This window comes from Stenotrophomonas sp. YJH_SMC_27, from assembly GCF_059369815.1.
On sequence record NZ_JCAFTA010000002.1, the window covers coordinates 86,245 to 99,310 of the forward strand.

Consider the following 13,066-nt stretch of genomic DNA (forward strand, 5'->3'; position numbering starts at 1 on the left):
TTCAAATGCCTTTGATCCATACCAGTTGATCGCAATTTAATGTGCTCATGCAGCATGACTTTGCGCGAAAGCTGGCTTACAACAGACCTGAAAGTGGTATGCAGGCCCACCCTGAAACGACGGCCCGGCCGTCCCTGGAAGGATTTCATGCGCATTCACTCGCTGGCGCGTCACCGATCCAATGGTTCATGGCTATTTTGCCTGACCACTGGTCTGGCAATGTGCCTGACCACTCCAGCAGCAAGTGCAGCCAGCTGGCTCGTCCACGATGTCGCGGAGTTCGCTACCGCCGCCTCGGCGCTGCAGCCCGGCGATGAGATCGTGCTGGCTGACGGCACCTGGACCGACGCCCGGCTGCTGCTGAAGGGCCAAGGCACGGCGGATGCCCCGATCGTGCTGCGCGCGCAGACCGCCGGCAAGGTCATCTTCAGCGGGCGCTCGGACCTGCGCCTGGCGGGGAGCTACCTGCAGGTGTCCAACCTGGTGTTCCGCAGCGGCTATGCGCCGGGTGATGCGGTGGTGGCATTCCGCGAGTCGAGCAAGGCCGTCGCCAGCAACAGCCGCGTCACCGGCTTGGTGATCGACGACTACACCAACCCCGATGCCAGCGACCAGGACTACTGGGTGTCGCTGTATGGCAGCCACAATCGGTTGGACCACAGCCAGCTGCGCGGCAAGACCAATGCGGGACCCACAGTCGTGGTGGTGCGCGATGCAACCCAGGGCCTGGACAACCAGCACCGCATCGACCACAACTGGTTCGGGCCGCGCCCGGCGCTGGGCGTCAATGGCGGCGAAACCCTCCGCGTCGGCACCAGCGATAGCTCACTGAGCGATTCCAACAGCACGGTGGAGAACAACTGGTTCGAAGGCTGCGACGGCGAGACCGAGATCATCAGCAACAAGTCCGGCGGCAACACCTACCGCGGCAACGTGTTCTATCGTTCCGCCGGAGCACTCACCCTGCGCCACGGCAATGGCAACCGGGTGATCGACAATGTCTTCCTCGGCGATGACAAGGCCGGCACCGGCGGCGTACGCATCATCAACGCCGACCAGACCGTCAGCAACAATTACTTCGAGCGGCTGGCCGGGTCCAGCAACCGTTCGGCACTGGCGGTGATGGATGCGCAGGCCAATCCGCCGCTGTCCGGCTATGCGCCGGTGGTGAATGCCACGATCAGCCGCAACACCTTCGTGGACGTGGCGAAGATCAGTTTCGGTGTCGGCCATGATGAGGCGAAGGGCATCGTGGTGGCCGCCAGCAACAGCCGCTTCACCGGCAACCTGATCGTCAACCGCGACAACCGGAATCCGCCCACTGCCGCCAGTTCGCTGGCCGGCATCGACTTCAGCGGCAACGTGCAGTCGCCGGCAGCCAGCACCGTGTTCCCGGGAGGCGTAGAGAGCCGTGGTGTCAGCCTGCAGCAGGCTGATAGCGGATTGTGGGTTGCCACGCCTGCCCTGCCCGCCGTGGGCGCCGATCCTGCCTTGACGATGACCGCACGCGAGGCGACCGGCGTCGACTGGTATCCCAAGGTGGGCGAAGCCACCCTCTCACGCACCCGCACTGGAGTTGATCGATGAGGTTGCAGCCGCTGTTCGTTTCCTTGGCTTTGGCCGCCCCCTTCGCCCTGCTGCCGAGCGCATCGCTGTTCGCATCCCCCACTGCTGCCGTGCGACAGGCCGAAGCCGCGCCGGTGCTGGTCACCGCCGCACAATGGCAGCAGATGGCCAGCGAAGGCCGCCGCTACCCGTGGTTTGCCAAAGAGCAGGCACGCACCGAAGCAACGCTGAAGAAGATGATGAAGGCCGGCATCGACGTGCCGGTACCGAAGGACAAGGGCGGCGGCCGCACCCACGAACAGCACAAGCGCAACTACCAGGCGCTGCTGGCGGCAGGCACGCTGTACCGGCTGACCGGCGACAGGGCCTACGTGGACTATGCGCGCGACATGCTGCTGCAGTATGCCCAGCTCTACCCGACGCTGGGCCCGCACCCGGAAGGCCGTGGGCAGATCCCCGGGCGCGTGTTCTGGCAGGTGCTCAACGATTCGGTATGGCTGGTCAACGCCATCCAGGGCTACGACGCGATCCGCGACGCGCTGTCCGCCAACGACCGCAACACCATCGAATCGAAGGTGTTCCGGCCAATGGCCGAGTTCCTCGTCAGCGAGCCGAAGAACTACGACCAGATCCACAACCACGCCACCTGGGCGGTGGCCGCCACCGGCATGACCGGCTACGTGCTGCGCGACCCTGAGCTGGTGGAGAAATCCCTGCGCGGCAGCCGGAAGGACGATCAATTCGGCTTTCTTCGGCAGATCGACCTGCTGTTCTCGCCCGATGGTTACTACGAGGAAGGCCCCTACTACCAGCGCTATGCACTGGCGCCGTTCCTGCTGTTCGCCAATGCCATCGAACGCAACGAACCGCAGCGGAAGATCTTCGCGCGCCGCGACGGCGTGCTGTTGAAGGCCGTGGATGTGCTGGTGCAGTCCAGCTACAACGGCTTGTTCTTCCCGATCAACGACGCCATCCTGGACAAGGGCATCGACACCGAAGAGCTGGTGGCCGGCATCGGCATCGCCTATGCGCGTACCGGTGACGACCGCCTGCTGTCCGTGGCCCAGCAGCAGAAGCGCCTGCTCTTGTCGCCCGAGGGCCTGCAGGTGGCGCAGGCGCTGGCGGCGAACAAGACCAGGCCCTTCGACTATCGGCCGATGCTGCTGCGCGATGGCCCCGACGGCGATCGCGGCGGCCTGGCGATCCTGCGCATGAACGGCGAACGCGGCCAGGCGCTGGTGCAGAAGGACACGATGCAGGGCATGGGCCATGGCCACTTCGACAAGCTCAACTGGCTGTTCTACGACAACGGCAATCCAGTGGTGACCGACTACGGCGCGGCCCGCTTCCTCAACGTGGAAGCCAAGCGCGGCGGCATCTACCTGGCCGAGAACCGCAGCTGGGCCAAGCAGACCGTGGCGCACAACACCCTGGTGGTGGACGAGCAGAGCCACTTCAAGGGCGACTGGAAACGCGGCGAGGAACACGCGCCGCAGGTGCGCTTCTTCCAGGCCGATGCCGATACCCAGATTGCCTCGGCAACGATGCGCGACGCCTACCCCGGCGTGGTGTTCACCCGCACCCAGGCGCTGCTGCGCCATCCCGACCTGGGCCTGCCGGTCGCGCTGGACCTGCTGCAGGTGCACGGCGGCAAGGCCGCGCGCTACGACCTGCCGCTGCACTTCAACGGCCACATCGTCACCACCGGCTTCGAAGCCGAACACTTCCCCGCCCAGCGCCCGGTGCTGGGCAAGGACAACGGCTACCAGCACCTGTGGCTGGATGCACGCAGCAAACCCGGCAGCGAGCCGCGGTCGCTGACATGGCTGCTGGACGGGCGCTTCTACACCTACCGCTTCGGCAGCAGTGCGCCGGCACAGGCGCTGCTGGTGGAAAGCGGCGCGAACGATCCGGAATTCAACCTGCGCCGCGAACCGGCCCTGCTGCAGCGCGTGGACGGACAGAAGGACGTGACCTTCTTCAGCGTGCTGGAGCCGCACGGCGAGTACAACGGCACCGCCGAATACGTGCACGGCGCGGACAGCCGCATCAAGGACATCGTGCGCAGCCGGGGCAACGATGCCGAGGTGATCGAGCTGCGCCTGGCCAGCGGTGCACGCATCGCCCTCGGCGTGGCCGACGACAGCAGCGCCAAGGGCGAGCACAGCGTGAGCGTGGACGGCCATGCCTACCGCTGGAGCGGCAGCCATGCACGCATGGACCGCAGCAAGGTTGACGGCAAATGAACGGCCCTGCGGTGGTGGCCAACCTGCGCAAGGTGCCGCTACGGTCGGCCGTGCGCTGGCTGATCGTGGGCCTGATCGCCGTGGCCACGGTGATCAACTACATCGACCGCAACGCACTGGCGGTAATGTGGCCGGAAATCGCCAGGGAAGTGGGCGCCACCAAGGATGACTACGCCCTGCTGGTGACGGTGTTCATGCTGTTCTACGCCGCTGGCCAGTTCCTGTTCGGGCGCCTGTTCGACATGATCGGCACGCGCCTGGGTTTCGCCCTGTCGATCAGCGTGTGGTCGATCTCCATCGCCCTGCACGCGATCACCCATTCGATGCTCTCCTTCAGCCTGGTGCGGGCGATGCTCGGCATCAGCGAAGCCGGGGCGTGGCCGGGCGCGGTCAAGGCCAATGCCGAGTGGTTCCCGGCGCGCGAGCGCGCATTGGCGCAAGGCGTGTTCAACGCCGGCGCGTCGATCGGCGCGATCGTTTCCGCGCCGGCCATCGCCGGCCTCTACCTGTGGCTGGGCTGGCGCGGCACCTTCGTGCTGGTCGGTGCGATCGGCTTCCTGTGGCTGCTGCCATGGCTGTTTGTCTACCGCGCCGGGCCGGACAAGCATCCGTGGGTGAGCGATGCCGAGCGCCGGTTGATCCAGGAAGACCAAGCCGGGCAGCAGGCAGAGGTGGCACCGAAGGCCAGCGTTCGTGAGCTGCTGGCCCACCGGCAGAGCTGGGGCATGCTCGCCTGCCGCTTCCTCCTGGACCCGATCTGGTGGTTGTTCGTGTCCTGGCTGCCGATCTACCTGGCCGAAACCTTCGGCTTCGACATCAAGCAGATCGGCCTGTTCGCCTGGGTGCCGTTCGTTGGCGCGATGCTGGGCAGCCTCAGCGGCGGTTGGCTGTCCGGGCGGATGATCCGCGCCGGGCACAGCGTGGACCGCGCCCGCAAGCTGGCCATCACGCTGGGCTGCGTGATCATGGCCCCTGCCCTGCTGGCTGCCGTGCTGGCCAACCAGCCGCTACTGGCGGTGCTGGCAATCGCTGCGGTGCTGTTCGGCTTCCAGGTGGCCATCGGCAACATCCAGACCCTGCCGGGCGACCTGTTCGACGGCCGCTCGGTGGGCACGCTGGCAGGCCTGGGTGGCCTGGCCGCCGTGGCCGGCACCTTGATCACCACCTGGCTGGTGCCGGTGCTGACCCGCCACTCCTATGCGCCGATCTTCATCCTCGTCGCCGCCCTGGTGCCGCTGTCGCTGGCCGCGCTGTGGTGGTGGACCGGCCCGATCCACAAGCTCGACCGCCGCGCCGGCTGAGCCTGCATCTCTCTTCAATTCCCCCGCAAACCAAGGAGTTTTCCGCATGTCGTTCCAGGACAAGGTGGCCATTGTCACCGGCGGTGGCCGCGATATCGGTCGCGCCGTTTCGATCAAGCTGGCTGCCGCCGGTGCACGCGTCTGCATCAACTACGCCAATGATGAAGCCAGTGCCCAGGAAACGCTGGCACAGATCCGTGCGGCCGGTGGCCAGGCCATCGTGCACCGTGCCGACGTCACCGACGCCACGGCCGTCGCCGGCCTGGTCGCTGCGGCACAGGCCGCGTTCGGCGAGCGCATCGACCTGCTGGTGAACGTGGCCGGTGGCATGGTGCAGCGCCGGCCGCTGGCCGACATCGACCCGGCGTTCTTCCACACCGTGATGGACCTGAACCTCACCTCGACCTACCTGACCACGCACGCGGTGGTGCCGCACATGCGCGAAGGCGCGGCCATCGTCAACTTCGCCTCACAGGCAGGCCGTGATGGTGGCGGCCCGGGCGCATCGATCTACGCCACCGCCAAGGCGGCGGTGATGACCTTCACCCGCGCCATGGCCAAGGAGCTGGGGCCGAAGGGTATCCGGGTGAACGCACTGTGCTGCGGCATGATCGCCACCCGCTTCCACGATGAATTCACCAAGCCGGAAGTACGCACGGCCGTTGCCGGCGCCACCCCGTTGCGCCGCCAGGGTGCGCCGGACGAAGCCGCCGACGCTGCGGTGTTCCTGGCCTCGGATGCGGCGGCGTTCATCACCGGCACGAATCTGGACGTCAACGGCGGCACCTACTTCTCCTGACACCTGACCGGACTCCTGCCCATGCAGCGCTGGACACTTCTGTTTTCATTGACGCTCTGCTCCGCCATGACGGCGCCCGCTGCGTGGGCCGCACCCGTGTGGGTCACTGCCTGGACGGCCGCGCCCGCGCCCGACCGCAAGGACGGAACGTCCGATGCGCCGGTACAGTTCGCCGCACAGACCGTGCGCCAGGACATGCGTATCGGCAGCCGTGGCGATGCGCTGCGGCTGCGCATCAGCAACGAGCTCGGCACGGCGCCCTTGCGGGTCGAGGACCTGCGCGTGGGAGTGAAGAACGGCAAGGCCGCACCGCTGCCGGTAACGGTGGATGGCCGCGCGGTCATCGAGGTGCCGGTCGGAGCCGCGCTGCTGAGCGACCCGGTGCGGATGCCGGTGGCGGCGCTGCAGGAGATCAGCGTGAGTGCCTATTTCCCGCAGCCCACCCGCCCCGCCGTGCGCCGCACCGAGCTGCGGGTCGCAGATGGCAGGCAGACAGCCGTCGCCGACAGCGTGCGGCTGAGCTACCAGCAGAACGTGTTCTCGGCAGTGATGGTGCAGCGTGAAGATCGTCCCCAGGTAATCGTGGCGCTGGGCGATTCCATCACGGAAGGCGCCACCGCACGCCGCGGCACCTTCAACCAGTGGCCGGAGCGATTGGCGCAGCGCCTGCAGCAGGCCTGCCCGAACCGGTTCGTGGTACTCAACCAGGGCATCAGCGGCAACAAACTGCTTGACCATGGCCGCAGCCACAGCGCCCTGTCACGATTGGATCGCGATGTGATCGCCGTGGCCGACGCCGATCAGGTGATCCTGTTCGAAGGCATCAATGACATCCGCCACGGCGGTGGCGCGCAGCCGCTGCCTGGACGCAGTGCGGCGGACATGCTGCTGGGCTATCAACAGGTTGCGGCGCGGCTGCATGCGCACGGCATCCGCGCTTGGCTGGGTACGTTGACCCCGTTCGGCGGTTCCGAGCGCTACGAGCCCGTGTCCGCCGCCACCCGCACCACGATCAACCAGTGGGCACGCGGCGGCAACAGCGGCTTCGATGGCATCATCGATTTCGACGCCGCGCTGCGTGACCCGAAGGCAGCCGAATCGCTGCCCAACGAGATCACCCGCGACCATCTGCACCCCAACGACGAGGGCTACCGGCGCATGGCCGATGCCATCGATCTGCGCATGCTGGGCTGCACTACCCCCGAGTGAGAGAGAACCGATGAGCCACGTCGTTTGTTTCGGTGAGTTGCTGCTGCGCCTGGGCGCGCCCGGTCGTGAACTGCTGCTGCAGACGCCGCAGCTGCAGGTTCATGTGGGAGGTGCCGAGGCCAATGTGGCGGTCTCGCTGGCCAGCCTGGGCCACGATGTGCAGATGGCCAGCACTGTGCCCGGCAACGCGCTGGGCCGGCATGCCGTGGCCGAGCTGCGGCGGCATGGCGTGGGCGTGGCCGCCGTGCGTGAAGTGGCGGGTGACCGCATGGGCCTGTACTTCCTGGCGACCGGTGCGGTGCAGCGCGCCAGTGAAGTGGTGTATGACCGCGCCGGTTCTGCATTCGCAAACAGCAATGCCAGTGACCATGCGTGGCCCGCCCTGCTGTCCGGCGCGCACCTGTTGCATGTCTCGGGCGTGAGTCCGGCGCTGGGCGCCAACGTGGCCGAGTCGGTGCTGGGTGCGGTGCGTGCGGCTCGCGCGGCCGGTGTGCAGGTGTCCTTCGACGGCAATTATCGTCCGTCACTGTGGCGACGCTGGGATGGCGACGCAGCGGCGATCCTGCGCGAGGTCTTCGCCGAGGCCGACATTGTCTTTGCCGATCATCGGGACATCGAACTGGTGCTGGGGCTGCACTTCGCGCAGGACGATGCGGTCGCCCGAACCGAGGCCGCTGCGGCCGCTGCCTTTGCCGCGTTCCCGCACCTGCGGTGGCTGGCCTGCACCCAGCGCGAGGTGATCAGCGCCGACCATCACGTGCTCGGCGCGCTGCTACTGGGGCGCGATGGAACCCGCGCGCAGGCTCCTCCGAGGCCGCTGCCCGGCACCGTTGATCGCATCGGCGGTGGCGATGCCTTTGCCGCCGGCATCCTGCACGGATTGCTGTCCGGGCTGGACGCAGAAAGCACCGTGCGCTTCGGACTGGCCGCAGGCGCGTTGAAGCACGCCATTCCCGGCGACTTCAGCCCTGCCCGCGAAGCTGAAGTCCGGGCACTGATGGAGAGCCACCCGTTCGACGTCCGTCGCTGATCTCCCCCCGGGAGAATCCCGCTAGAATCCAACGGGCGCTGGAATCGCGCAGGGATCGCCCATGGATTACACCGGATACACGCGCAAGTTTCCCAACAACCGCCCGCTGAATGCGTTTGAACGCGAGCACCGCCTGCTGCAGAAGAAGCGGCTGGATGTCGTGCCGTTGGCGCAGCTGTGCGTGGTGAAGATGAATTCGAACGGCCTGGTTTCGGTGGATCGCTGGTTCGCCGCGCGTGGCTTTGCAGCCCTGCTGGGCGCGATCGGCATTGCCTTTGGGCTGGGCGGCATGCTGATGCTGCTCTGGTCGCTGGTCGTGAACAGGCTACCCAACGAAAACGGCCTGTGGGAGGCGATATTCATCGGCATGGCGATGCTGGCCGCCTTCACTGCAGCGAGCATCTGGGTGGCTTGCCTCGAGCTGTTCCGCTGGACCTACTATCCGATCGCGCTCGATCGCAAGCACCGGCAGATACACGTGTTCCGGCTGGATGGCACCACCCTCAGCGTGCCCTGGGACCGGGTCCATTTCACGCTGGGCCGCGGAACCGGAACCTTCGGATGGTACAACTGGGATGTCCGCGGACTGATCCTGGACGCGGATGGCGTGACAGTACGGGAGACGTTCGCGTTCTGCATCGCGACCTCCCGCATCGAGAACGCGCATGCCCACTGGGAGTTCCTGCGGCGCTACATGGAAGAAGGACCGGCAGCCGTCGTGGACGCGGTGCACTGCTGCATGCCGCTGGACGGCAAGCGCGAGAGCTTCGCGTCCGGCAAGGAGCGCATCTTCGCCGAAGACGCGCGCCTCCCGGGTTTCATGTGGCTCACGATGCTGCCACTCAACTACCTGCACACGATCATGCGCTGGGTGGTGATGCAGACCAGCAGGATTCCGCGGTTTCCACCGGACATCGAGGCGCGCCTGACACCGGACGCCGGTGATCCCTGTGTCCGCGACGCTTCGATGAATCCACCGGACCTGCGATGACCAATCAGTGCAAAGGCAGCTTCAGTACCGACGGCGCGTTCGCCGGTGAACTGAAGGTTACCGTGCCACCCAACTGGCTGATGCCCGCATAACGCAGGTCCACCGTGTCCACCACCAGGGTCAGGCGACTGCCGGCCGGCACCTCCCAGCTGCTGGCCTCCAGCCGCAGGTCGATGGTCTTCGCCTGCCCCGGCGTGGCACCCCGCAGCGTATAGGGCTTGTGACTGATCAGCTGGCCATTGCCCAGCACGTCCTCGGCATAGAGATAGGCATACAACGTGGTGTCGGCGCGGCTTGGCGTGACCGTCATCCGCACTTCCGGCGCGCCATCCAGACGGCGCGCACTCCAGTAGATCGGCCCTTGCCAGACTCCTGCGGCGTTGCGTCCGACGAACGGCACATACGCGCCCGGTGGCAGGTTGATCATCTGCAGCGCGCCGGACGCCATCACCACGCCGGAGTTGGCGGCCGTCAGCAGGCCGCTGCCGATGCGGTAGCTCCAGCCGGTGCCGCCACCGTTCGCCACCAGTCCACCGGTGGGTTGTAACAACCCGCTCGGCGCGGTCAGCCCGTAGCTTACGGCGCCGGTAGAGGTGGCCTGCCAGTCCGGATAACGGCTCCAGCTGCCCTTCTGCGACTTCAGCTGCACCGCCGGCTGGCGGTCGATGCCATTGGCCACGCCCTTGAGGTAGTGGTCGAACCAGTCGCCCACCGCGGCATAGACTTCATTGGGAATGCCGAGCGCACCGAAGGCCTCGTTGAGGGCGTGGTCGCCATGGCGCAGCTGCAGCTGCTTGGGGCCCTTCAAACGGTTGAAGAAGTCCACCAGCTGGCCCGGCGGGAACAGGCTGTCGTTGAAGGCGTTGGCGAGGAATACCGCGGGTTGGTTGGCATTGATCTCATCAAGGCTGCTGGCCGGGCTGCGCTGTGCCGCTACCGGCAGCAGCGAGTCCACCGCCCCCTGGTAGTTGCCGACCAGCACATTGCCGTTGATGGTGGCCAGCTCCGCCCCGGGGCGGCCAGTGGCCAGGCCGGCTGCCTCCAGCAGGGCGATGCCCTGTGCGCTGGGCGTGTCATGGCTGTAGAGCGACGCCTGCAGGTCGGCCCAGCCGCTCAGCGCGGCAACGGCCTTGATGCGGGGGTCGCGTGCCGCCGCCAGCAGGCTGGTGCCGGCCCCGTAGGAGATGCCCGAGACACCGATCCTGGCCGGATCGGCCCGGGTGTTGGCCAGCGCCCAGTCGATCAGCGCACTGACGTCTTCGACCGTTGCGGGCCCGGCGATGTCGATGCTGCCGCCGGACTCCCAGAAGCCGCGCGAGCTGTAGCTGATGACCACATAGCCGCGCTGCGCCAGCGACTGTGCCACGCCCACGTACTCCACGCTGGGCACTGCCCAGCTGCTGGGCATCACCAGCAGCGGATAGCGGCCACTGCCGGCATCCTGGGGTTCGATGACGAAGGCCCCGAGGGGCGTGCCATCCCAGCTGGGGATGGTGCGATGGGTGGTCTTGACCGTGGCCGCCAGGACCGTGGGCGCCAGCCCGGTCAGCAGGATCAACAGCAGCAGAACCTTGCGCATCGTTGTCTCTCCCCGTCGGTGGTGGTGCAACGGATCGGACCGTACCAGTGCGAATGGTGGGCGGCACCTTGCGACGCAGCATGGCGCTTTCGAACCAGGCGCCCGGCTGGATCGATGCAGGACCACATTCAGGCGCGGTGGATCACCCACGCCACCAGGCCTGCAAGTGGCATCAATGCAAGTGTGCCAACGACGCCCAGGCATCCGGACGCCCCGCGGTGCGGCGCGGAAGCCTGTGGATGCGATCGCAGCCAAGCGGCATGACAGGCCCTGCAGTAGAAGCGCTGCTTCCCGGCGCGCCAAGCGCCACGGGTACGTTCGTCATGGAGGGCGGCGTTGCCGCAGCGCCCACACTTGAAACTGCGATGTGGCGGGCGTCTCTGCCGACGCAGCGCAGCCACGATTGCAACCCCGATCAGCGCAGCAGCAGCGCCCCCTGCAAGCAGTTCACTGTTGATCATTCGCCTTGCTCGATCCTGCGGTTTCCGGTCCTGCTGCGCAGGATATCGAGTCGTACACCCCCTGCGCTACGACGCCCTAGCACGCGCGCATGTCACCCACGCGCCGTGTGATCTGACACCTCTCCAGTGCTTGCGGGCGGTCACAGCTTCGTCTTTTCGTCGTTGACCGAAAGACGACAGCTTGTGACGCTTACGACACCGCAGGGCCTCCACAGCCCAACAACGCGGTCACGTCCCACCGCAATCCGCTGCACCCGACTCCGCACCGTCTCCCCGTGACCTCGCCCTGCCAGGTCGTGGCGGACGGCTGCGCCCTGAACTTCTGCTGGAGAACCGCAATGCGCCTTGCAAGCTTCTTCTTCGCGTTCGTCCTCAGTGCCTTCGCCAGCGCTGCCCAAGCCCAGGTCGTCACCCTCAACAAGGGCGGCTTCGTGCTCACCTACGACTGCAGCATCCACAGCGCCACCCGCTACGAGTACACGCTTACCGCCGATACCGGTTCGGCCGCACGGCCGTCCAGCTTCTACAAGGACCCGGACCTGCCGGCCGGTTGCCTGGGCCAGTCCAGCACCGCGTCCTACGCCAGCATCAGATCCGGCTATGACCGTGGCCATCTGGTCACGTCCAACCACATGGATTACGACGCGACCTACATCCGCCGCGCCAACTACATGACCAACATCGTCCCGCAGGTCTCCAGCTTCAACCAGGGCATCTGGGTGAAGGCCGAAAACGTGGCCGAGTGCTACCGCGACATCGCACCGGTGGACGTCTACGGTGGTGTGGTCTACGGCGACGCCGCCAACGATTACTTCCTGGCCAGCCACGGCATCCCGACGCCGGAGTTCTTCTGGAAGACGATCATCACCCGTGATCCGAACACTGGCACGGCCAAGGCGATCAGCTGGATCATTCCCAACGAAGCCAATCTGGGCAGCCTCGACAGCTACCTGGTGACCATCGCCGATCTGGAGGAGCTGTTGGGTGCGAGCTACGTTGCGATCAACGCACCGGCCTCGCTGAAGAACATGCTGCCGGCCAGCACCTGGTCGCAGCCGGCGGGGTGTGATCTGGGCTGACCGGTCTGCCGGGAATGGGTGGCACCCGGTCCGGGTGCCACGCAAGGATGGCTGTGGGAAAATGGCGGGCAATTGCACCACCGCATTGCCCCCTGGAGCTGTAGATGTCCTGTTTCCCCTTCGATGCCGTGCTGTTCGACTGCGACGGCGTACTCGTCGATTCCGAGCCGCTGGTCGCCCGCGTTCTCTCGGAAATGCTGACCGCACGCGGCTGGCCGCTGACCCCGGCGCAGGCGGGTGAAGTCTTCCTCGGGCAGTCCGTGGCCCATCTGGCAGGGCTGATCGCAGAGCGCACCGGCAAGCCGTTCACCGAGGAATGGCTGGAGGAGTTCCGCCAGCAGCGCAACCGGGCGCTGGAACGGGATCTGGAGCCGATCCGGGGGGCGCCCGAGGCCGTGCGTGCGATCGCCGCAGCGACCGGTGGCCGCATTGCCTGCGCGTCCGGTGCCGACCTGATCAAGGTGAAACTGCAGCTGGGCAAGGTCGGCATCCTCGATGCATTCGGCGACCACGTCTACAGCGGCCAGGACATGCCGAACACCAAGCCGCACCCGGACGTCTATCTGGCGGCCGCTGCCGCGCTGGGTGTGGATCCGAAGCGCTGCGCGGTCATTGAAGACACCGTGACCGGCGCGACCGCCGGCGTGGCGGCAGGTGCCACCGTGTTCGGCTTCACCGAGGGCGGCCCGCACCACAGCACACCCGAAGCTCTGCGCGCGGCCGGTGCCCAGGTGATCTTCCAGCGCATGGAAGATCTTCCCGCACTGCTGGCGGCCTACGCCGCCGACGCTGCCGCCTGACCCGG

The 13,066-nt window shown here is 66.7% G+C and carries 10 protein-coding genes; 9 read left to right on the top strand and 1 reads right to left on the bottom strand.

What is annotated here, in order from left to right:
* The first annotated feature begins 147 nt into the window (after window positions 1-147).
* The 7 genes from AC5P7R_RS03930 (at window position 148) to AC5P7R_RS03960 (ending at window position 9,142) form a co-directional block, all read left to right on the top strand.
* Window positions 148-1,587, top strand: a complete 1,440-nt coding sequence (locus tag AC5P7R_RS03930) for a polysaccharide lyase 6 family protein (protein ID WP_134729217.1) — start codon at window positions 148-150, stop codon at window positions 1,585-1,587.
* Window positions 1,584-3,812, top strand: a complete 2,229-nt coding sequence (locus AC5P7R_RS03935; protein WP_227854187.1) for an oligoalginate lyase — start codon at window positions 1,584-1,586, stop codon at window positions 3,810-3,812. Before AC5P7R_RS03930 ends, AC5P7R_RS03935 begins: the two co-directional genes overlap by 4 nt.
* Window positions 3,809-5,113 (top strand): MFS transporter, encoded by a 1,305-nt coding sequence (locus AC5P7R_RS03940; RefSeq protein WP_021202373.1) that lies wholly within the window; start codon window positions 3,809-3,811, stop codon window positions 5,111-5,113. The genes AC5P7R_RS03935 and AC5P7R_RS03940 overlap by 4 nt, the downstream gene beginning before the upstream one ends.
* 46 nt (window positions 5,114-5,159) lie before the next feature.
* Window positions 5,160-5,912 (top strand): SDR family NAD(P)-dependent oxidoreductase, encoded by a 753-nt coding sequence (locus tag AC5P7R_RS03945; RefSeq protein WP_134734815.1) that lies wholly within the window; start codon window positions 5,160-5,162, stop codon window positions 5,910-5,912.
* A 21-nt stretch (window positions 5,913-5,933) separates the two neighbouring features.
* On the top strand, window positions 5,934-7,121 hold the full coding sequence (locus tag AC5P7R_RS03950; protein ID WP_111098477.1) for a GDSL-type esterase/lipase family protein: 1,188 nt from the start codon (window positions 5,934-5,936) through the stop codon (window positions 7,119-7,121).
* 10 nt (window positions 7,122-7,131) lie between these two features.
* Window positions 7,132-8,151 carry a sugar kinase gene (locus tag AC5P7R_RS03955; protein WP_021202370.1) on the top strand — a complete coding sequence of 340 codons (1,020 nt, stop codon included), beginning with the start codon at window positions 7,132-7,134 and terminating at the stop codon, window positions 8,149-8,151.
* A 190-nt stretch (window positions 8,152-8,341) separates the two neighbouring features.
* Window positions 8,342-9,142, top strand: a complete 801-nt coding sequence (locus tag AC5P7R_RS03960; protein WP_258391439.1) for a DUF6708 domain-containing protein — start codon at window positions 8,342-8,344, stop codon at window positions 9,140-9,142.
* A gap of 4 nt (window positions 9,143-9,146) precedes the next feature.
* Here AC5P7R_RS03960 and AC5P7R_RS03965 read toward each other — a convergent pair whose 3' ends face one another.
* Window positions 9,147-10,721 carry a S15 peptidase family protein gene (locus AC5P7R_RS03965; RefSeq protein ID WP_495213769.1) on the bottom strand — a complete coding sequence of 525 codons (1,575 nt, stop codon included), beginning with the start codon at window positions 10,719-10,721 and terminating at the stop codon, window positions 9,147-9,149.
* Between the two features lie 799 nt (window positions 10,722-11,520).
* On the opposite strand from AC5P7R_RS03965, the gene AC5P7R_RS03970 reads away from it, so the two are divergent.
* Together AC5P7R_RS03970 and AC5P7R_RS03975 are read left to right on the top strand one after the other, a co-directional pair.
* Window positions 11,521-12,261 (top strand): DNA/RNA non-specific endonuclease, encoded by a 741-nt coding sequence (locus AC5P7R_RS03970; protein ID WP_134729207.1) that lies wholly within the window; start codon window positions 11,521-11,523, stop codon window positions 12,259-12,261.
* Between the two features lie 104 nt (window positions 12,262-12,365).
* Entirely contained in the window at window positions 12,366-13,061 is a 696-nt protein-coding gene (locus tag AC5P7R_RS03975; protein ID WP_227854189.1) for an HAD family hydrolase, read from the top strand.
* Window positions 13,062-13,066: the final 5 nt, after the last annotated feature.